Source organism: Burkholderia latens, from assembly GCF_902499045.1.
In the GTDB taxonomy this organism is placed as follows: Bacteria; Pseudomonadota; Gammaproteobacteria; order Burkholderiales; family Burkholderiaceae; genus Burkholderia; species Burkholderia latens.
Genome location: NZ_CABVPL010000008.1, coordinates 52,599 through 72,221, shown reverse-complemented (window position 1 = coordinate 72,221; position 19,623 = coordinate 52,599). Strand labels below are relative to the sequence as shown.

The window sequence follows — 19,623 nt, the reverse complement described above, 5'->3', positions numbered from 1 at the left end:
CACTCGCCACGCGCGACAGGCCGTTCGGCCAGGTCGACTGTGGCTCGCGCGCCACGTTTTACGGCTTCCAGTGCACGAAGTTGCGATACAGACGCAACCCGACCTCGGCGCTTTTCTCCGGGTGAAATTGGGTCGCGAAGATGTTGTCCCGCGCGACCGCGGACGTAAACGGCGCGCCGTAGGCCGTTTCGCCGACCGTGTGCGCCGGGTTCCCCGGGCTCACGTAATAGCTGTGCACGAAGTAGAAATACGCGTCGTCGGGCACGCCGTCCCACAGCGGGTGCGGCCGCGCCTGGCGCACGCGGTTCCAGCCCATCTGCGGCACCTTGAAGCGCGAGCCGTCATCCTGCAGTTGCCCGTCGAGCTCGAAGCGCACGACTTTGCCGGGCAGAAGGCCCAGGCCCTTCGTGTCGCCTTCCGCGCTCCAGTCGAACAGCATCTGCTCGCCGACGCACACGCCGAGCAGCGGCTTCGTGCGCGATGCGTCGATCACCGCTTCCTGCAGCCCCGATTCGCCGAGGCAGCGCATGCAGTCGGGCATCGCGCCCTGGCCGGGCAGCACGACGCGGTCGGCCGCGCGAATCGCGGCCGGCGTGTCGACGATCGCCACGTCGGCGGCCGGTTCGGCCTTCTTGAGCGCCTGCGCGACCGAGCGCAGGTTGCCCATTCCATAATCCACAATCGCAATCGAAGTTTTCATCTCAGTGCAGGCAGTAGCGCCCTCAGTCCATTGACGATGAATTCCACCGCCAGCGCCGACAGCATCAAACCCATCAGCCGCGTGGCGATGTTGATGCCGGTGCGGCCGATCCAGTTCGCGATCGGCTCGGCAAGCCGCATCGCGAAGAAACACAGCAGAGCCAGGACCGCGCCGATCGCGACGAGCCCGGCTCGCTGATACCAGTGATGCGAGTTCGCCGCGTAGATGATCACCGTGCTGATCGAGCCGGGGCCCGTGAGCAGCGGAATCGCCAGCGGCACGACCGCGATGTTGTCCTTCAGCTCGGCTTCGTCGCGCTCCTCGGGCGTCGATCGCGTGTTGCCGATCTGCGCGTTCAGCATGTTGATCGCCATCAGCAGCATGATGATCCCGCCGCCGACTTCGAGCGAGCCGACCGAAATGCCGAAGAAGTCGATGATCTGCTGCCCGAGCAGCGTCGTCACCGTCATCACGCAGAACACCGACACCGACGCGATCCGGATCGTGCGGCGCCGCTCGGCGTCCGTCTGCTGCGCGGTCAGGCTCAGGAAGAACGGCACCGCGCCGACCGGGTTGATCAGCGCCAGCAGCGAAATGAACGATTTGAGCAGATCCATCGCAAGCCGGCGCGCCGCGCCGAAGCCGTGAGGTTGTCCTTGGCGTCGTCCGTTCGGAAGTTAGAGGCTGCCCTTCGTCGACGGAATCTGCCCGGCCGCGCGCTCGTCGAGCTCCACCGCCGCGCGCAGCGCGCGGCCGAACGCCTTGAACACCGTTTCGAGCTGATGGTGCGCGTTGATCCCGCGCAGGTTGTCGACATGCAGCGTGACACCCGCGTGGTTCACGAACCCGCGGAAGAATTCGATCGACAGGTCGACGTCGAACGTGCCGATCCGCGCGCGCGTGAACGGCACGTGGAATTCGAGGCCCGGCCGGCCCGAGAAGTCGATCACGACGCGCGACAGCGCCTCGTCGAGCGGCACGTACGAATGACCGTAGCGGCGGATGCCCTTCTTGTCGCCGACCGCCTTCGCGACGGCCTGGCCGAGCGTGATGCCGACGTCCTCGACCGTATGGTGGTCGTCGATATGCGTATCGCCATGCGCTTCGACCTCGAGATCGATCAGACCATGCCGCGCGATCTGGTCGAGCATATGGTCGAGAAACGGCACGCCGGTGGCCAGCTTCTGCCGGCCCGTACCGTCGAGATCGAGCTTCACACGGATCTGCGTTTCGCTGGTATTGCGAACGACTTCCGCCACACGCATGGCAATTCCTTGATTGAGTCTGATGTAAATGGGGATTGATCGTCGCGCGCCGCCGCGCCCTGGGCTCAACCGGGCAGCGCGAGTTTCAAGGCAGCCAGCAGGCGTGCGTTTTCGTCGGGAGAACCGACGGTCAGCCGCACGCATTCGGCCAGCAACGGATGCATTTTACTCACGTTTTTGACCAGCACCCGCTCGGTGAGCAATGCGTCGAACACGGCTGCCGCGTCCGGCACGCGCACCAGCAGGAAATTGCCGGCGCTCGGGAACACCGTCGCGCCCGGCAGCGCGGCCACGGCCTGCGCGAGGCGCGCGCGTTCCGCACGCAGTTCGGCCGCCTGTGCGTCGAGCACGTCGAGGTGGTCGAGCAGGAAATCGGCGGTCGCCTGGGTCAGCACGTTGATGTTGTACGGCGGGCGCACCTTGTCGAATTCGGTCAGCCACGCGGGCAGCCCGGCGAGATAGCCGAGGCGGATGCCGGCCAGACCCAGCTTCGATACCGTGCGCATCACGACGACGTTGTCGAACTCGGCCGCGCGCGGCAGCCACGAGCGCTCCGCGAACGGCTGGTACGCCTCGTCGATCACGATCAGGCTGTGCTGCGCGGCCGCGATGATCCGCTCGACGTCGGCTTCGTCGTACAGCGTGCCGGTCGGGTTGTTCGGATACGCGAGATAGACGAGCGCGGGCCGGTGCTCGGCGATCGCCGCGATCACTGCGTCGGCGTCGAGCGTCAGGTCGGCGTTCAGCGGAACGCCGACGAATTCGAGCTGCGCGAATTTCGCCGACAGTTCATACATCACGAAGCCGGGCACCGGCGCGAGCACCTTCGCGCCCGGTTTCGCGCACGCCATCGACATCATGCTGATGATTTCGTCCGAACCGTTGCCGAGCAGCACGTCGCACGCGGCCGGCACGCCGATCGTGCGGCGCAGCTTGTCGAGCAGCGCGCCCGGACGCGGCGCCGGGTAGCGGTTCAGCGCGACCTGCGCGAGGCGCTCGCCAAGCGCCGCCGCGAGCGGCGCGGGCAGCGAATACGGATTCTCCATCGCGTCGAGCTTCACGAAGCCGCTCGCGTCGGGCACCGGGTAGCTCGTCATCGCGAGCACGTCGCGGCGAATGATGTCTTGTGGCGTGGTCATGGTCTCAAGCCGGCGTGCGTCGCGCCGGCGTCAAATGGTCGGCAAGGCGGCGGCTGCCGCCCTGCGCAGGATCTCCTCGTCGACCGGCGCCGATGCGTCGGCATCGGCGCCGCCGCGCGTCACCCCTTCATCCGCAGTTCGGCGCTGCGCGCGTGCGCCTGCAGCCCTTCGCCGTATGCGAGCTCCGACGCGATCTCGCCGAGCGTCTGCGCGCCTTCCGCGCTGACTTCGATCAGGCTCGAGCGCTTGATGAAGTCGTACACGCCGAGCGGCGACGAAAAGCGCGCGGTGCGCGACGTCGGCAGCACGTGATTCGGCCCCGCGCAGTAGTCGCCGAGGCTTTCGCTGGTGTAGCGGCCGAGGAAGATCGCGCCCGCGTGGCGAATCTGCTGGCCCCATTGCTGCGGCTCCAGCGCGGAGATTTCGAGGTGCTCGGGCGCGATGTCGTTCGCGATCCGGCAGGCTTCGGCCATGTCGCGCACCTTGATCAGCGCGCCGCGGCCTTCGAGCGATGCGCGGATCACGTCCTGGCGCGGCATCGTCGGCAGCAGCTCGTCGATCGCCTTCTCGACGCGCTCGAGGAACGCGGCGTCCGGGCACAGCAGGATCGACTGCGCGAGCTCGTCGTGTTCGGCCTGCGAGAACAAGTCCATCGCGACCCAGCTCGGATCGGTCGTGCCGTCGCACAGCACGAGGATTTCCGACGGTCCGGCGATCATGTCGATCCCGACCGTGCCGAACACGCGGCGCTTTGCCGACGCGACGTACGCATTGCCGGGCCCGCAGATCTTGTCGACGGCCGGCACCGTCTCGGTGCCGTACGCGAGCGCGCCGACCGCCTGCGCGCCGCCGATCGTGAACACGCGGTCGACGCCGCCGAGCAGCGCCGCGGCAAGCACGAGATCGTTCTTCACGCCGTCGGGGGTCGGAACGACCATCACGATTTCGCCGACGCCCGCGACGCGCGCGGGAATCGCGTTCATCAGCACCGACGACGGATACGCGGCCTTGCCGCCCGGCACGTACAGGCCGACGCGGTCGAGCGGCGTGACCTTCTGGCCGAGCACCGTGCCGTCGCTTTCCGTGTACTGCCAGCTATGCGTGCCGCACTCGATCTTCTGCTTCTCGTGGTACGCGCGCACGCGCGCGGCCGCGGCTTCCAGTGCCGCGCGCGCCTTCGGCGCGAGGCCGTCGAGCGCCGTCTGCAGCGCGTCCTGCGGCAGCTCCAGCGCGGCGACGCTCTGCGCGTCCAGCCGATCGAAGCGGTTCGTGTACTCGAGCACCGCGGCGTCGCCGCGCGACTTCACGTCGGCGAGAATTTGCGCGACCGACTGCTCGATCGCTTCGTCCTCGCTCGCCTCGAACGCGAGCACCGCACGCAGCGCGGCGTCGAAGCCGTCGCTCGTCGAATCGAGTTTGCGGATGGTGATGGCCATGGGAATTCCGTTACGGTGATGCGCTCAATTGCCATTCTGCGACGCGCGTTCGAACGCGTCGAGAATCGGCTTGAGCGCGGCGCGCTTCAACTTCAGCGCAGCCTGGTTCACGACGAGGCGCGACGAGATCGCCATGATCTCCTCGACCTCGACCAGATTGTTCGCCTTCAGCGTGCCGCCCGAGCTGACGAGGTCGACGATCGCGTCGGCCAGCCCGACGAGCGGCGCCAGCTCCATCGACCCGTACAGCTTGATCAGGTCGACGTGCACGCCCTTCGCGGCAAAGTGTTCGCGCGCCGTTTCGACGTACTTGGTCGCGACCCGCAGGCGCGCACCCTGGCGCACCGCGCTCGCATAGTCGAAACCGGCCGGCACGGCCACCGACATCCGGCAGCGCGCAATGTTCAGATCGATCGGCTGGTACAGGCCCGAGCCGCCGTGCTCGACCAGCACGTCCTTGCCGGCCACGCCGAAGTCGGCCGCGCCGTATTCCACGTAGGTCGGCACGTCGCTCGCGCGCACGATGATCACGCGCAGGTTCGGATCGGTGGTCGGCAGGATCAGCTTGCGCGACGTTTCCGGATCCTCGGCGACCTGAACGCCGGCGGCCGCCAGCAGCGGCAGGGTTTCCTCGAAAATCCGGCCCTTCGACAGGGCGAGGGTCAACGGCGCGGTCATGCTTGGCTCCCGGAGAGGCGGCGCACGTTCGCGCCGACGGCGGTCAGTTTGGTTTCCATGCGGTCGTAGCCGCGGTCCAGGTGATAGATGCGGTCGACGAGCGTCTCGCCTTCGGCACGCAGCCCGGCGATCACGAGGCTCGCCGACGCGCGCAGGTCGGTCGCCATCACGTTCGCGCCGGACAGCTTGTCGACGCCCGTCACGAGCGCGGTGTTGCCGTCGATCGTGATGTTCGCGCCGAGCCGGTTCAGTTCCTGCACGTGCATGAAGCGGTTCTCGAAAATGGTCTCGACGACCTGCGCAGTCCCCGCCGCGACCGAATTGAGGGCCATGAACTGCGCCTGCATGTCGGTCGGGAACGCCGGGTATTCCGACGTGCGGATCGTCACGGCCTGCGGGCGGCGGTCCATCTTCACGCGCAGCCAGCTGTCGCCTTCGTCGATCGACACGCCCGCCTCGCGCAGCTTGTCGATCACCGCGTCGAGGATGTGCGGACGCACGCCCGTCAGCAGCACGTCGCCGCCGGCCGCCGCGACCGCGCACAGGAACGTGCCGGCCTCGATGCGGTCCGGAATCACCGAATGACGCGCGCCATGCAGCCGCTCGACGCCCTGGATCACGAGGCGGTCGGTGCCGATGCCGTCGATTTTCGCGCCCATCGCGACCAGCAAGTGTGCGAGATCGCTCACTTCGGGCTCGCGGGCCGCGTTCTCGATCACCGTTTCGCCGTCGGCGAGCGTCGCGGCCATCAGCAGGTTTTCGGTGCCCGTCACCGTGATCATGTCGGTCACGATGCGCGCGCCCTTCAGCCGCTTCGCGCGCGCTTCGATGAAGCCATGCTCGATGCTGATCTCGGCGCCCATCGCCTGCAAGCCCTTGATGTGCTGGTCGACCGGACGCGCGCCGATCGCGCAGCCGCCCGGCAGCGACACCTTCGCCTCGCCGAAGCGGGCGAGCAACGGCCCGAGCACGAGGATCGACGCGCGCATCGTCTTCACGAGCTCGTACGGCGCGACGAGGTTGTCGACGCGCGATGCATCGAGCTGCACGCGGCAGCCGTCCGTTTCGCTCTTCACGCCCATCTGGTTCAGCACCTTCAGCGTCGTGCGCACGTCCTTCAGGTTCGGCACGTTGCCGAGCTCGACCGGCTCGGCGCTGAGCAGCCCCGCGCACAGGATCGGCAGCGCGGCGTTCTTCGCGCCCGACACGACGATCTCGCCCGACAGCCGGCGACCGCCTTCAATCACCAGCTTGTCCATCCCCTGTCCCTGCGATTCCCCGTTGACGGCCGGGTGTGCCGTGGCGACGCTCTGGACGGCGTCGCGCTCGTTGACGGTGACTTGCACTCAGTGGTTCCGGGTTATGCGTTCTGCCATTCGGCGGGCGTCAGCGTCTTCATGCTGAGCGCGTGGATTTCCTGCTTCATGCGATCGCCGAGCGCCGCATAGACGAGCTGGTGCCGCTGGATCGGCCGCTTGCCTTCGAAGGCCGCAGACACGATCGTCGCGAAGAAATGCTGGCCGTCGCCTTCGACTTCCAGATGAGTGCAGGCGAGACCGCCGGCGATGTATTGCTTGACCTGTTCGGGAGTCGGCAACATGAGGGGCTCCTGTCGGCGCGCGCCGCCCGCGGCGGCCGCTGCCGTCGATATCAATGACGCAGTTTGTAGCCGGTCGCGAGCAGCCGCATCGCGAACACCGCGAGCAGCACGAAGAAACCGGTGACGATCGCGAGGCTCGCGAGCGGGTTGACGTCGGACGCGCCGAAGAACCCGTAACGGAAGCCGTCGATCATGTAGAAAAACGGGTTGAGACGCGAGATTTCGCGCCAGACGGGCGGCAGCGAGTGCGTCGAATAGAACACGCCGGACAGGAACGTCAGCGGCATGATCAGGAAGTTCTGGAACGCGGCGAGCTGGTCGAATTTCTCGGCCCAGGTCCCGGCGATCAGCCCGAGCGTGCCGAGAATCGCCGAGCCGAGCAGCGCGAACGCGAGGATGAACAGCGGCGCCGCGAAGTGCATCGGGATGAACCAGATCGTCACGACGAACACGCCGGCGCCGACCGCGAGCCCGCGCACGACGGACGCCAGCACGTACGCGCCGAAGATGTCCTTGTACGACAGCGGCGGCAGCAGCACGAACACGAGGTTGCCGGTGATCTTCGACTGGATCAGCGACGACGAGCTGTTCGCGAACGCGTTCTGCAGCACGCTCATCATCACGAGGCCCGGCACGAGGAAGCTCACGTACTCGACGCCCGGATACACCTCGACGCGGCCCGACAGCGCGTGCCCGAAGATCGTCAGATACAGCAGCGCCGTGACGATCGGCGCGCACACCGTCTGGAACGACACTTTCCAGAAGCGCAGCAGTTCCTTGTAGAACAGCGTTTGAAAACCGCTCATGCCAGTCCCTCGACCACTTCTGCTCCGTTCATCACCTGGACGAACACATCTTCGAGATCCGCCTTGCGGACCTCGATCTCGTCGAACGTGCAGCCCGCCGCGCGGCACTGCGCGAGGATGCGCTCGACATCGTCGTAGGTCGTGAGACGCAACAGATGCTCGCCCGGCGCGCGTGCGGCCGGATCCGTTTCCAGCCCGCGCAGCTCGGCCGGCAGCGCGCCGGTCGCGAACCGCAGGTACAGTTGCAGCCCCGCGAAGCGGCGCAGCAGCGCATCGGTGCGGTCGAGCGCGACGACTTCCCCGCGGCGCAGCATCGCGATCCGGTCGCACAGCGACTCCGCTTCCTCGAGGTAATGCGTGGTCAGGACGATCGTGTGGCCCTCGCGGTTCAACCGCGAGATGAATTTCCACAGCGTCTGGCGCAGTTCGACGTCGACGCCGGCCGTTGGCTCGTCGAGCACGATCACGGGCGGCCGATGCACGAGCGCTTGCGCGACGAGCACGCGGCGCTTCATCCCGCCGGACAGCGCGCGCATGTTCGCGTCGGCCTTCTCGGTGAGGTCGAGATTGGCCATCACTTCGTCGATCCAGTCGTCGTTGCGGCGCAGCCCGAAGTAGCCGGACTGGATCCGCAGCGTCTCGCGGACGGTGAAGAACGGGTCGAACACGAGTTCCTGCGGCACGACACCGAGCGCACGGCGCGCACCGCGGAAGTCCTTGACGACGTCGTGGCCGCGCACGGAGATGCTGCCTTCATCGGCCCGGGCGAGCCCGGCGAGGATACTGATGAGCGTGGTCTTGCCTGCGCCGTTGGGGCCGAGCAGACCGAAAAACTCGCCTTCCTCGACCGACAGGCTGACGCCCTTGAGCGCCTGAAGCGATTTGTAGCGCTTCTTGACGTGACGGATTTCTATGGCTGACATGACTGTGCGCGGCGCAACGGCCGCGACGCCTATTTCTGTGCTTGCTGCGAATGAAAATGGGGGCCGGACGCCGATTGGCAGCCCCGCAAAACGCTTGATTATAGGGCAAACCGGCTGGTGGAGCCGGCGCCGGCAGCGCGCGGCCTGAAGCGTGCGCGCGCCGGCTGGCGCGGCAGCTTCGGTCGGACAGGGTCAATGTCGCCCGGTGCCTTCGACGAGCGCGTCGACGCCGTATGCGCGTGCGAGGCTCGCGAGCTTCGGAGGGAAATTGAGGATGTCGAGGGTTGCGCCGCGCGCCTTGGCGGCGCGCTGCCATGCGAGCAGCACGGCGAGCGCGGACGAGTCGAACTGCGTGAGCGCGGCGCAATCGACGGCGGTTGCGCCCGCGTCGATGCGCGCAAGACCGTCCGCGAGCGCGGACTTCGCGCTCGCGACGGTCAGCGACGAGCCGGCTGCGAAGCCGCTCACGACGCCTGCTTGCCGGCAGCAAGCTCCTGGTTGCGCTGCGTCAGGAACTTGATCAGGCCGTCCACGCCGCTTTGCTGGATCTTTTCGTTGAACTGCTGCTGGTACGTCTGGATCAGCCACGCGCCGAGCACGTTGAGGTCATACACCTTCCACCCGTTGGCCGTCTTGTACAGACGGTAGTCGATCTGGACCGGCTGACCGTTGTTCATTGCGATCGTCTTCACGACGACGTCGGTGTCGGCCGGATCGGCGCGGAACGGCGGGTACTGGATCTGCTGGTCCGGCTTCAGCTGCGCGAGCGCGCCCGAATACGTGCGGATCAGCAGCAGCTTGAACTGCTCCTGAACCTGCTGTTGCTGCTCGGCAGTCGCCGTGCGCCAGTTACGGCCCATCGCGAGCTGCGTGGTGCGGCGGAAATCCGTGTACGGCAGGATGTCCTTGTTGACGATCGAAATGATGCGGTTGGTATCGCCCTGCTTGATCGTCTGCTGCTTGACCTCGTCGAGCACCTGCTGCGTCGCCGTCTTGATCAGCGCCTGCGGGTTCGACTGGTCGACTTGCGCGTGAGCCGCGCTGCCGAACGAGAACAGCGCCGCGAATACGGGGATCAGGAACAGTTTTTTCATCATAGTGACCTGCATGAAGAGTCGATGCGAAGGTTGGAGACGGTAGCTTACGCGCAAGTTCGCGCACGCTACCGACTGAATCGTTTCCGGCTGTAACGAATGTAAGTTCGTCAGTGCAGCTTGATGCTCGGGAAGCGCAGGCCGCCCGGTGCAGGCGGCGTCATCTGCATCGCCGGCACGTTCGTTGCGCTCGCCGGGTTCGGCGCTTCGGCGCTGCCCGACGCCGGCGCGGGAACCGCCGCGGCCGATGCGCCGGCCGGCGCCGTCGCGCCGCCGACTGCCGCCGCGCCTGCGGTACCTGCCGCACCGGCGGCGCCGGCCGCCGCCGGCGCAGGTGCCGCGCCGTCGTCCGGCAGGTCGTACTTCGGCAGCGCGTCGTTGCTCGACGTCGTCGCGGCTTCCCCGCGCGCGTTGTCGATCAGCATCTGGCGGCGCTGCAGATACGCGTTGCGCACGAACGAATACTTGTCGAGCGCCGCGGCATCCAGCACGTCGCCGGCGCCGAGCAGGTTCGCGCGCGTGTTGACGAGGTTCACGCCGAACAGGCCCCAGCTGAGCCCGTCGGGCTTCACGTACGTGAGCGGATTGCCGACGTAGTCGACGCCGAGACCGGCCGTGTCGCGCAGCGTGCTCGGCCCGAGCAGCGGCAGCACGAGATACGGGCCCGACGGCATGCCGTAGCGGCCCATCGTGATCCCGAAATCGGCCGTGTGCTTCGGCAGCTTCGCGATCGTCGCGACGTCGAACAGGCCGCCGACGCCGAACACCGTGTTGATCACGACGCGCATGATGTCGCCGACGCCGTCCGCGATCCGCAGCTGCACGATGTTGTTCGCCGCGATGTAGACGTCGCCGATGTTCGAGAAGAAGTTCGTCACGCTGTCGCGCACCGGCTGCGGCACCACGTACTGGTAGCCCTTCGCGACCGGCTTCAGCGCGTACGTGTCGACCGTGTCGTTGAACTTGTACATCGTGCGGTTGAAGCCTTCGAGCGGATCGCCCTTGGTCGGCGTCTGCACGGTCGCGCAACCGCTCAACGCGGCGACTGCCGCCACGGCGAGCGCCGCGTGCCTGATGCGGATCGTCTGCATGGTCATTACCCTCTTGTCGTTCTCTCGTGTGGTTATTGGCCGGCCGACCCGGACACCGCGGACGCCGGCACCGCGACCGGGGCGGGCGCCGCAGGTGCCGCAGGTGCGCCGGCCGCCGGCTTCGCGCCGCCGGCGTCGGCTGCCTTGCTGTACAGGAACTGGCCGATCAGGTTCTCGAGCACGATGGCCGACTGCGTCATCGTGATCGTATCGCCGGCCTTCAGCATTTCGGTGTCGCCGCCCGGATCGAGGCCGATGTACTGCTCGCCGAGCAGGCCCGACGTCAGGATCTTCGCGGACGAATCCTTCGGAAACTGATACTGGCCGTCGACGTCGATCGTCACGACCGCCTGATAGGTATTGGTATCGAAGCCGATCGACTTCACGCGGCCGACCACGACGCCCGCGCTCTTTACGGCCGCGCGCGGCTTCAGCCCGCCGATGTTGTCGAATTTCATTCGGACCGAGTAGGTCGGCTGAAACGACAGCGAGCTCATGTTGCCGACCTTGAGCGCCAGGAACAGCAGCGCAAGGAAGCCCACCACCACGAACAGGCCGACCCAGAAGTCGAGAGCAGTCTTTTTCATCGTCATCCCAAAATTTGGCTTGGCTGAGGCTTAGCTGAACATCAGCGCGGTCAGCAGGAAATCGAGGCCGAGTACGGCGAGCGACGCGAACACGACCGTCTTGGTCGTCGCGCGCGACACGCCTTCGGGCGTGGGCTTCGCTTCATACCCCTGAAACAGTGCAATGAAGGTCACGGCGAACCCGAACACGATGCTCTTGATCACGCCGTTGCCGACGTCGGCCCACACCTGGACCCCGCCCTGCATCTGCGACCAGAACGCGCCCGGATCGACGCCGATCAGCACGACGCCGACGAAATAGCCGCCGAGCACGCCGACCGCGTTGAAGATCGCGGCCAGCAGCGGCATCGCGATGATCCCGGCCCACAGGCGCGGCGCGATCACCGTCTTGATCGGGTCCACGGCCATCATCTCGAGCGCGGTGAGCTGCTCGCCGGCCTTCATCAGACCGATCTCGGCCGTGAGCGACGTGCCTGCGCGGCCCGCGAACAGCAGCGCGGTGACGACGGGCCCGAGCTCCCGCACGAGCGACAGCGCGACCAGCAGGCCGAGCGCCTGCTCCGAACCGTAGCGGTTCAGCGTGTAATAGCCCTGCAGCCCGAGCACGAAGCCGACGAACAGACCCGACACGGCAATGATCACGAACGAATAGTTGCCGAGGAAGTGGATCTGCTTCGTGACGAGCCGCGGCCGGCGCAGCAGCGGGAAGAATTCCAGCACGAGGCGCACGAACAGCCGCGTGCCGTAGCCCGCGCGTTCGAGGCCGCCGATGACGTAACGTCCGATCGCGCTGATCATGCGCGTCCTCCGCCGAGCCCGAAATCCGCTGCGAGCGGCGGGCTCGTGTAATGAAATTTGAACGGGCCGTCCGGCGCGCCGTCGATGAACTGGCGCACGCTCGGGTCGGTCGATGCGCGCAGTTCGTCGGGCGTGCCTTGCGCGAGCACGCCGCCATTGGCCAGAAAGTACACGTAATCGGCGATCGCGAACGATTCGGGCACGTCGTGCGTGACGAGGATCGACGTCGCGCCGAGCGCCTGGTTCAGCGTGCGGATCAGGTTCGCGGTGATGCCGAGCGAGATCGGATCGAGGCCCGCGAACGGCTCGTCGTACATGATGAGCTGCGGGTCGAGCGCAATCGCGCGCGCGAGCGCGATGCGGCGCGCCATCCCGCCCGACACCTCGGACGGCATCAGGTCGCGCGCGCCACGCAGGCCGACTGCGTTCAGCTTCATCAGCACGAGGTCGCGAATCAGGTCTTCGGGCAGGTCGGTGTGCTCGCGCAGCGCGAACGCGACGTTCTCGAACACCGACATGTCGGTAAAGAGCGCGCCGAACTGGAACAGCATGCCCATCTTGCGGCGCAGCGCGTACAGGCCGTCGCGCGTCTGCGCGCCGACATCGGCGCCGTCGAACAGCACCTGCCCGCGGTTCGCGCGCACGAGGCCGCCGATCAGGCGCAGCACGGTCGTCTTGCCGCAGCCCGACCCGCCCATGACGGCGACGACCTGGCCGCGCCCGAAGCGCAGGTTCAGGTTCGACAGGACGAGGCGCTCGCCATAGCCGAAGTCGACGTCGCGAAGTTCCAGCAGTGTGTCGGTAGGAGTGGGGCTCACGGAGCTGACAGTCCTTTTACGCAGAACGCCGAATTATAGGGCCTGCATTGGAATGATGTCGTGAAGCCGTTCCGGGCCCTGCGGTCAATGATTGTCAAATTGTCGGGCAAAACATTGCTGCAACGCAACAATCGCGGCCCGATAATCGTCTGCGCCCGAGATCGCACTGACGACCGCGACGCTGCCGACGCCCGTCGCCAGTACGTCCGGCAGCGCGTCGAGCCCGACGCCGCCGATCGCGACGAGCGGCGCGCGCGCGCCCGCGAAGCGCACATAGCGTGCAATCCGGGCGAGCCCCTGCGGCGGGGCAGCGACCGCCTTCGTCGCGGTCGCGTAGACCGGGCCGAGCGCCAGATAGCTCGGACACTCGTGCAGCGCTCGCAACATCTCGTAATAGCCGTGGCTCGACAGCCCGAGCCGCAGGCCGGTGCGCGCGATCGCGGCCAGGTCGGCCGTTTCCAGGTCTTCCTGACCCAGATGTACGCCGTACGCACCCTCTTCTACTGCGATCTGCCAGTGATCGTTGATGAACACGCGCGCATCGGGATAGCGGCGCCCGGCCGCGACCGCGCGTGCGATTTCCCGGCGCAGCGCGTCCGGGCCCGCGCCTTTCACGCGCAACTGCACGGTACGCACGCCGCACTCGAGCACACGCTCGACCCAGTCGGCGTCAGGGACGACCGGATAAAGGCCGAGCTGCGCCGGGCACGGCGGAAATGCCGGTTCGGGCGCCGCGGCCAGGCCGGCAATGCGCGGGAACCGCGCGGCGTCGACGGGCCACGCGTCGGCATCGCGCGTTTCGTCGCCATCGCGCCACGCGAGCGCGAGCACCAGCGCGTCGATCGGCGCGAAACCGCAGTCGAGGAATGCGGCGAGCGCGGCGATCCAGTCGTCGGCGAGCGGATGCGCGGCTTCCAGCGCATGGCGCACGCCCGCGGCATGCAGCGTCGCGCCGCGCTCGTCGAATTCGATCGCGACGGCGTCCGGCGAAGCGGGACGCGACACGGCGGATGCACGTGCCTGCGCGGCACGGTCGCCGGCCGACACGATCAGCACGTCGCCGTCGGCCGGCACGTCGGGCGCCGCGACGCAGAGCCGCCACCGCGTCGTGGCGGCCGGCCAGTCGCCGAGGCGCGCGCGAATCCGCTCGGCCGCTTCGGCCAGCTCGTCGGCCGGCGGCCAGAACGCGTCGGCGAAGCGCGCGCTCATGCGCCGCCTCCATCCTGATGCCAGAACGGCATCCCGACGACCGGCGTGCTCGCGTGCGCGGTTTCGCGCGCGTCCATCGGCCCGGCGAGGTAGGCCGCGCGGCCAGCCTCGACGCCCTGCGCGAACGCCCGCGCCATGATTTCCGGATGCGTGGCCTGCGACACGGCGGTGTTCAGCAGCACGCCGTCGAAGCCCCATTCCATCACCTGGCATGCGTGCGACGGCACGCCGAGCCCGGCGTCGACGATCAGCGGCACGTCGGGCAGCCGCTCGCGCAGCACGCGCAGCCCGTACGGGTTCACGACGCCCTTGCCGGTGCCGATCGGCGCGCCCCACGGCATCAGCGCCTCGCAGCCGGCATCGAGCAGCCGCCGGCCGATCACGAGATCCTCGGTGCAGTACGGCAGCACCTTGAAGCCGTCCTTGACCAGTTGCGCGGCGGCGTCGATCAGGCCGACCGGGTCGGGCTGCAGCGTGTAGTCGTCGCCGATCAGTTCGAGCTTGATCCAGTCGGTCTCGAACACCTCGCGCGCCATGTGCGCGGTCGTCACGGCTTCGGCGACGGTCTGGCAGCCGGCCGTGTTCGGCAGCAGCGGCACCGCGTGGCGCTTGAGCAGCTCGAAGAAGCCGGCTTCGGCGGTGCCGCCGGTCATCTGGCGGCGCAGCGCGACCGTCACCATCCCCGGACGCGACGCGGCGATCGAATCGGACAGCGACTGCAGCGACGGATAACGCGACGTGCCGAGCAGCACGCGGCTTGCGAAGGTTTCGCCGTACAGCGTGAGCGCGTCGGCGGAAGTGTGGGACGTCATGTCGTGTTCCTGGAAGAGCGTGGGCGAACCGGCGGCGCTCAGCCGCCCGCGACGGGGTGCACCACGTCGAGCTTGTCGCCCGCCGCAAGCGCGTGCGCCGCATGCTGCGTGCGCGCGACGAAATTGCCGTTCAACGCGACCGCGTACGGCGGCCGCGCGCCGTACGCGGCGAGCGCGTCGGCCACCGTCGCGCCGTCGGGCAGCGTCAGCGTCTGTTGGTTGATCTGGATGTCCATGAGGCTTGATCGAATTCGGTTGGCGGCGCGCGCTCAGGCCGGCTGGCGCGCGTCGTCGCGGTGATGAAGGAGCGTCGGCCAGCGCGCGGCATCGCGCCACGCGCCGAACGCGTCGGCATCGGGCAACGCGCCGGCGAGCGCGGCTTGCGCGAATCCGGCCGCCGCATGCGCGACTTCCGGCGCGATCATGAAGCCGTGCCGGTACAGGCCGTTGACAGCCAGCGTCGTCGCGCCGTCCCAGATCACCGCCGGCCGATGATCGGGCAGCGTCGGGCGGCACTGCGCGTTGAGCTCGAGGATGCGCGCCTCGCCGAAGGCCGGATGCACGGAGAACGCCGCGCTCAGCAGTTCGAGCGCGGAGCGCACGCTGACGGGCGACATGTCCTCGCCCTCGACCTCGGTCGCGCCGATCACGTACAGGTCATCCTGCTTCGGCGCGATGTACAGCGGATAGCGCGGATGCAGCAGCCGCACGGGCCGCGTGAGACCGATGCCCGGCGCTCGCACGCGCGCGACCTCGCCGCGGATGCCGCGCAGCGCCGGCAGCGCTGATTTGGCGCCGAGCCCGCGGCAGTCGATCGTGAAATGCGCGTCGGGCCGGTTCCCGTCGTCGATCGTCGCGTGCCAGTGCAGCTCGACGCCGCGTTGCGCGAGGCCCGCCGCGAGCGCGCGCAGCGCCTGCCGGTTGTCGAGCTGCCCTTCGCGCGGCAGCATCAGCCCGCGTGCGAAGCGCCCGGCGAGCGCGGGCTCCGCCGCGTCGACCTGCGCACCGGCCAGCGCGACGAAGCCGCCGTCGAACAGCTCGGCCGGCGCGTTCGCGCGCACGCGCCGCTCGAACAGAGGCGCCTCCGCGCGATCCGCGTGATGCCACACGACGAGCGTGCCGCGATGCTGGAAGAACACCGGTTCGGGCAACTCGGCGAGCCATTGCGGCCAGCGCGCGAGCGACGCGGCGCCGAGCTCGGTGATCAGCAGTTCGGCGCTCGCCGCCTCGGCGAGCGGCGCGAGCATCGCGGCCGCGACCCATGCGGCCGACTGCTCGCCGTCCGGGCCGCCGCGCTCGTACAGCGCGACGCGGTGCCCGTCGCCCGCGAGCCGCCACGCGATCAGGCGGCCGACGAGGCCGCCGCCGAGTACCGCGAAATCGGGCCGGGAAGCGTGGACGCTCATCGCGCGCCCTCCCCGCGAACCGTGCGGACGTGCGCGACGGACGTCGACGCACGCGCACCGTCCCGTGCAGACGCACACGGCAGCGAATCGGGAACAGCGCAAAAGACTGAAGATTGAGCGGTCATCATTCCTTCCGTAACGCGCGACGCGCGTACCCAAAAGGACGAAACCGGCAGCAAAGGCCGGCCGGGCGGGACTCGGGCGCTGACCATGTGGGATGGCGGCCAGCGCGGCCCGGCGGGATCAGAAACTTCCCTCGCCGGTATTACCCGGATCGGGTGCGAAGGGTCTTTCTCAGCCTCGCCGCGTCGCCCGGAACTACCCGCTGGCCGCGCTCGAAGCACCCCTGTTTCGTCGTCGGCCATTAGACCATAAAAGCGGAAAACGCCGCAAACTGTCCCCCATGCGGCAAATTCGCCGGCGTGCCGCGCCGCTCTGGCACAATGCCCGCAGGCCGGCCGCGCGAGCGGCCGGTTGCCGCGTCACCGCCGGTTTTTAAGTGCCGTTTAAGACGTGCAGGCCACCATCCGGACGCCCGCCGTCAGTCGGCACGCCGTGCCGGCATGTCGTACCGCGGCGCGCGCCCGGCCTCGCCGGGCCCGCGCGCCGGCTACTCATCAGGAAGCACATGACCCAATCGATCGATCCCGTCCGCTCCGCCTCCGCCGCGCCGCAGGACGAGCGCCCGGTATCCGCATGGAGCCTCATCAAGCCCTATTGGGTGTCGTCGGAATGGAAAGTCGCGTGGGGGCTGCTGATCACGATCGTCGCGATCAACCTCTGCGTGGTCTGGATCAACGTACAGTTGAACAAGTGGAACGCGGCGTTCTACAACGCGCTGCAATCGAAGAACGTCCACGACTTCCCGAACCTGCTGATGCAGTTCTCCGCGCTCGCGTTCGGCTTCATCATCCTCGCCGTGTACGGCCGCTACCTGCGCCAGATGCTCGGGTTCCGCTGGCGCCAATGGCTCACCGACCGCTTTCTCGGCCAGTGGCTCGGCGATCGCGCGTTCTACCGAATCGAACGCGACCGCCTTGCCGACAACCCCGACCAGCGGATCACCGACGACCTCCAGTCGTTCGCGACGACGACGCTCGCGCTGTCGCTCGACCTGCTGTCGACGGTCGTCACGCTCGTGTCGTTCATCACGATCCTGTGGTCGCTCGCGGGCGCGCTGACGTTCTCGCTCGGCGCGACACCGATCACGATTCCCGGCTACATGGTGTGGGCGGCCGCGCTGTATGCGGTGGTCGGCTCGCTGATCATCCAGAAGGTCGGCCATCCGCTCGTGTCGATCAACTACCAGCAGCAGCGTGTCGAGGCCGACTTCCGTTTCGGCCTGATCCGCGTGCGCGAGAACGCCGAACAGATCGCGTTCTACGACGGCGAGAAAACCGAGACCGCCAACGCGCAGAGCCTGTTCATGCGCATCCGCGACAACTGGTGGCGCGTGATGAAGTACACGAAGCGCCTCACGTTCGTGCTGAGCTTCTACGGGCAGATCGCGATCATTTTCCCGCTCGTCGTCGCGGCGCCCCGCTACTTCGCGGGTGCGTTCTCGTTCGGCGTGCTGATGCAGATCTCGTCCGCGTTCGGCACCGTCAGCGATTCGTTCTCGTGGTTCATCAACAGTTACTCGACGCTGGTCGAATGGCGCGCCACCGTCAACCGTCTGCGCGAATTCAAGCGCGTGATGGGCACGTCGCATCTGAAGGAAAGCCTGTCGCCCGCGACCGAGCACGGCGGCATCAACCTGCACTACGTCGATGCGGCCAAGCTGTCGACGTCGTCGCTGAAGCTCGCGCTGCCGAACGGCAACGCGCTCGCGAACATCGGCAACGTGACGATCGAACCGGGCTCGCGCTGGCTCGTGATCGGCAAGTCGGGCTCGGGCAAGAGCACGTTCATGCGCGCGCTGGCCGGCCTGTGGCCGTTCGGCGACGGCGCGATCGACGCGCCCGTCGGCGCGCGGATGATGTTCGTGCCGCAAACCAGCTACCTGCCCATCGGCACGCTGAAGGCCGCGCTCACCTATCCGGCCGCGCCCGACGCGTTCACCGACGACGCGTGCCGCGACGCGCTGCGCGCGTGCCGTCTCGAAGACTACGTCGAGCGCCTCGACGAAACCGGTCACTGGACGCGCGTGCTGTCGCCGGGCGAACAGCAGCGTCTCGCCGGCGCGCGCGTGCTGCTGCACAAGCCGGACTTCCTGTTCCTCGACGAAGCCACGAGCGCGCTCGATGCCGACAACGAAGCCCGCCTCTATCACCTGTTCGCCGAGCGGCTGCCGAAGGCCGCGATCGTCAGCATCGCGCACCGCGAGTCGCTCGCCGCGTTCCACGTCGGCACGATCAACGTCGAGCGCGTGAACGACGACGACAAGGTCGCCGCGTAACGCCGGCAAGCAAAAAGCCGGCGCGCGCCGCGCCGGCTTTCTCCCCGTTCCCCTACCCGCCTTCCCGTGCCGCCGGTGCAATCGGCACCGATACGATCGGCACGTGCGACACGCCTTCGCGCGACAGCCTGCTTTCGAACAGCGTCAGCGCGTCGAAGCGCAGCGCGACCGGCCGGCCCGTCGCGCCGCCGTGCGCAGGCTGACCGTCCGCGTCGCGTGGCAGCCGCGCGAGTGTCACATGCGGCCGGAACGGCCTGCGGTCGGCCGGCACGCCCAGATCGCGCAGCAGCGCCGACAAATCCGCATTCAGCGCCGCACACGCGGGATCGGCCGCAAGTTCCGCGACGATCAGCCTCGCGCGCGGCAGGCTCGGCCACCACGCGATCCGCTCGACCGGCTGCAACGGAAGTGCATGCGCGGCGGCGAGCGCCGGCAGCCGTGCAGCCAGCGCGTCGCACCGTTCGCGTTCGATCGCACCGATGAACGCGAGCGTCACATGCAGTTGCGCGGGCAGCGTGCGCCGCGCGCCGCGCGTGACCGGCAACGCATGCAGCGCGTCGCGCGATGCCGTATCGGGCATCAGCGCGATGAATGCGCGAAGCCGGTTGCTGTTGAGGGCGGCGACGGTCCCATGCACGTGTGCTTCCATCTGGTGTCCTCGCAAACAGAGACCGCGAAAAATCGGCCCTGAATGTCACTAGGTTAGTTGTGTTGCGATCCACGCCGCTCTTCGTTTGCAATCTGTAGCATTTCAATCCGCTGCGTAGCCACGCCTGCTCGTAGATCCGCCCCACCCTCGGAAATCTCAAAAAAGATGCGCTCAATCAGCGCATTACCATCGTTTCTTTCATTTTCATTTCAAT

General features: G+C 67.8%; 22 protein-coding genes and 1 riboswitch. Of the genes, 1 reads left to right on the top strand and 21 read right to left on the bottom strand.

All coding sequences use genetic code 11. The features are described 5' to 3' along the window. Nucleotides 1–58 precede the first annotated feature (58 nt). From hisH to BSE24067_RS08365, 20 genes are all read right to left on the bottom strand, one after another. Nucleotides 59–700 (bottom strand): imidazole glycerol phosphate synthase subunit HisH, encoded by a 642-nt coding sequence (gene hisH, locus BSE24067_RS08460; protein WP_151064226.1) that lies wholly within the window; start codon nucleotides 698–700, stop codon nucleotides 59–61. Further along, nucleotides 697–1,317 carry a YchE family NAAT transporter gene (locus BSE24067_RS08455; protein WP_151064227.1) on the bottom strand — a complete coding sequence of 207 codons (621 nt, stop codon included), beginning with the start codon at nucleotides 1,315–1,317 and terminating at the stop codon, nucleotides 697–699. The genes hisH and BSE24067_RS08455 overlap by 4 nt, the downstream gene beginning before the upstream one ends. Before the next feature lie 60 nt (nucleotides 1,318–1,377). Then, complete coding sequence (gene hisB / locus BSE24067_RS08450) at nucleotides 1,378–1,965, bottom strand: imidazoleglycerol-phosphate dehydratase HisB (RefSeq protein WP_151064228.1); 588 nt, start codon at nucleotides 1,963–1,965, stop codon at nucleotides 1,378–1,380. 65 nt (nucleotides 1,966–2,030) lie between these two features. Continuing rightward, the gene (gene hisC, locus BSE24067_RS08445) at nucleotides 2,031–3,104 is read right to left on the bottom strand and encodes a histidinol-phosphate transaminase (protein ID WP_151064229.1); all 1,074 of its coding nucleotides are present in this window, start codon (nucleotides 3,102–3,104) and stop codon (nucleotides 2,031–2,033) included. A gap of 119 nt (nucleotides 3,105–3,223) precedes the next feature. Beyond that, complete coding sequence (hisD, locus tag BSE24067_RS08440; protein WP_151064230.1) at nucleotides 3,224–4,540, bottom strand: histidinol dehydrogenase; 1,317 nt, start codon at nucleotides 4,538–4,540, stop codon at nucleotides 3,224–3,226. Nucleotides 4,541–4,564: 24 nt separating this feature from the next. Continuing rightward, a complete protein-coding gene (gene hisG / locus BSE24067_RS08435) occupies nucleotides 4,565–5,218 on the bottom strand; it encodes an ATP phosphoribosyltransferase (protein WP_151064231.1) in 654 nt (217 codons plus the stop codon). Beyond that, on the bottom strand, nucleotides 5,215–6,564 hold the full coding sequence (gene murA, locus BSE24067_RS08430) for a UDP-N-acetylglucosamine 1-carboxyvinyltransferase (protein ID WP_151064232.1): 1,350 nt from the start codon (nucleotides 6,562–6,564) through the stop codon (nucleotides 5,215–5,217). The genes hisG and murA overlap by 4 nt, the downstream gene beginning before the upstream one ends. Nucleotides 6,565–6,578: 14 nt before the next feature. Continuing rightward, nucleotides 6,579–6,818 carry a BolA family protein gene (locus BSE24067_RS08425; RefSeq protein WP_006477131.1) on the bottom strand — a complete coding sequence of 80 codons (240 nt, stop codon included), beginning with the start codon at nucleotides 6,816–6,818 and terminating at the stop codon, nucleotides 6,579–6,581. Between the two features lie 50 nt (nucleotides 6,819–6,868). Continuing rightward, the gene (locus BSE24067_RS08420; RefSeq protein WP_151064233.1) at nucleotides 6,869–7,624 is read right to left on the bottom strand and encodes an ABC transporter permease; all 756 of its coding nucleotides are present in this window, start codon (nucleotides 7,622–7,624) and stop codon (nucleotides 6,869–6,871) included. Continuing rightward, entirely contained in the window at nucleotides 7,621–8,547 is a 927-nt protein-coding gene (locus BSE24067_RS08415; protein WP_151064234.1) for an ABC transporter ATP-binding protein, read from the bottom strand. Before BSE24067_RS08415 ends, BSE24067_RS08420 begins: the two co-directional genes overlap by 4 nt. 192 nt (nucleotides 8,548–8,739) lie before the next feature. Continuing rightward, entirely contained in the window at nucleotides 8,740–9,015 is a 276-nt protein-coding gene (locus tag BSE24067_RS08410; protein WP_151064235.1) for an STAS domain-containing protein, read from the bottom strand. Next, nucleotides 9,012–9,641 (bottom strand): MlaC/ttg2D family ABC transporter substrate-binding protein, encoded by a 630-nt coding sequence (locus tag BSE24067_RS08405; RefSeq protein WP_040144866.1) that lies wholly within the window; start codon nucleotides 9,639–9,641, stop codon nucleotides 9,012–9,014. Before BSE24067_RS08405 ends, BSE24067_RS08410 begins: the two co-directional genes overlap by 4 nt. A 110-nt stretch (nucleotides 9,642–9,751) precedes the next feature. Next, nucleotides 9,752–10,732: an MlaA family lipoprotein gene (locus BSE24067_RS08400; RefSeq protein WP_174904728.1), complete on the bottom strand. Its 981-nt coding sequence runs from the start codon at nucleotides 10,730–10,732 to the stop codon at nucleotides 9,752–9,754. A 32-nt stretch (nucleotides 10,733–10,764) separates the two neighbouring features. Continuing rightward, nucleotides 10,765–11,325, bottom strand: coding sequence for an outer membrane lipid asymmetry maintenance protein MlaD (mlaD, locus tag BSE24067_RS08395; protein ID WP_151066582.1), 561 nt, complete (start codon nucleotides 11,323–11,325; stop codon nucleotides 10,765–10,767). Between the two features lie 24 nt (nucleotides 11,326–11,349). Then, nucleotides 11,350–12,117 (bottom strand): lipid asymmetry maintenance ABC transporter permease subunit MlaE, encoded by a 768-nt coding sequence (gene mlaE, locus BSE24067_RS08390; RefSeq protein WP_011655796.1) that lies wholly within the window; start codon nucleotides 12,115–12,117, stop codon nucleotides 11,350–11,352. Next, a complete protein-coding gene (locus tag BSE24067_RS08385) occupies nucleotides 12,114–12,935 on the bottom strand; it encodes an ABC transporter ATP-binding protein (RefSeq protein ID WP_151066580.1) in 822 nt (273 codons plus the stop codon). The genes mlaE and BSE24067_RS08385 overlap by 4 nt, the downstream gene beginning before the upstream one ends. A gap of 84 nt (nucleotides 12,936–13,019) precedes the next feature. Continuing rightward, the gene (thiE, locus tag BSE24067_RS08380) at nucleotides 13,020–14,144 is read right to left on the bottom strand and encodes a thiamine phosphate synthase (RefSeq protein ID WP_151066578.1); all 1,125 of its coding nucleotides are present in this window, start codon (nucleotides 14,142–14,144) and stop codon (nucleotides 13,020–13,022) included. Then, nucleotides 14,141–14,956: a thiazole synthase gene (locus BSE24067_RS08375; protein WP_151066576.1), complete on the bottom strand. Its 816-nt coding sequence runs from the start codon at nucleotides 14,954–14,956 to the stop codon at nucleotides 14,141–14,143. Before BSE24067_RS08375 ends, thiE begins: the two co-directional genes overlap by 4 nt. 38 nt (nucleotides 14,957–14,994) lie before the next feature. After that, nucleotides 14,995–15,192: a sulfur carrier protein ThiS gene (gene thiS, locus BSE24067_RS08370; RefSeq protein WP_151066574.1), complete on the bottom strand. Its 198-nt coding sequence runs from the start codon at nucleotides 15,190–15,192 to the stop codon at nucleotides 14,995–14,997. 33 nt (nucleotides 15,193–15,225) lie between these two features. Further along, nucleotides 15,226–16,362: an FAD-dependent oxidoreductase gene (locus BSE24067_RS08365; protein WP_151066572.1), complete on the bottom strand. Its 1,137-nt coding sequence runs from the start codon at nucleotides 16,360–16,362 to the stop codon at nucleotides 15,226–15,228. A 234-nt stretch (nucleotides 16,363–16,596) separates the two neighbouring features. After that, nucleotides 16,597–16,720, bottom strand: a riboswitch (TPP riboswitch). 270 nt (nucleotides 16,721–16,990) lie between these two features. Here BSE24067_RS08365 and BSE24067_RS08360 point away from each other — a divergent pair. Further along, nucleotides 16,991–18,760 (top strand): ABC transporter ATP-binding protein/permease, encoded by a 1,770-nt coding sequence (locus BSE24067_RS08360; RefSeq protein ID WP_151066570.1) that lies wholly within the window; start codon nucleotides 16,991–16,993, stop codon nucleotides 18,758–18,760. A gap of 52 nt (nucleotides 18,761–18,812) precedes the next feature. On the opposite strand, the gene thpR is transcribed toward BSE24067_RS08360, so the two are convergent. Then, nucleotides 18,813–19,409, bottom strand: a complete 597-nt coding sequence (thpR, locus tag BSE24067_RS08355; protein WP_151066569.1) for an RNA 2',3'-cyclic phosphodiesterase — start codon at nucleotides 19,407–19,409, stop codon at nucleotides 18,813–18,815. Nucleotides 19,410–19,623 lie beyond the last annotated feature (214 nt).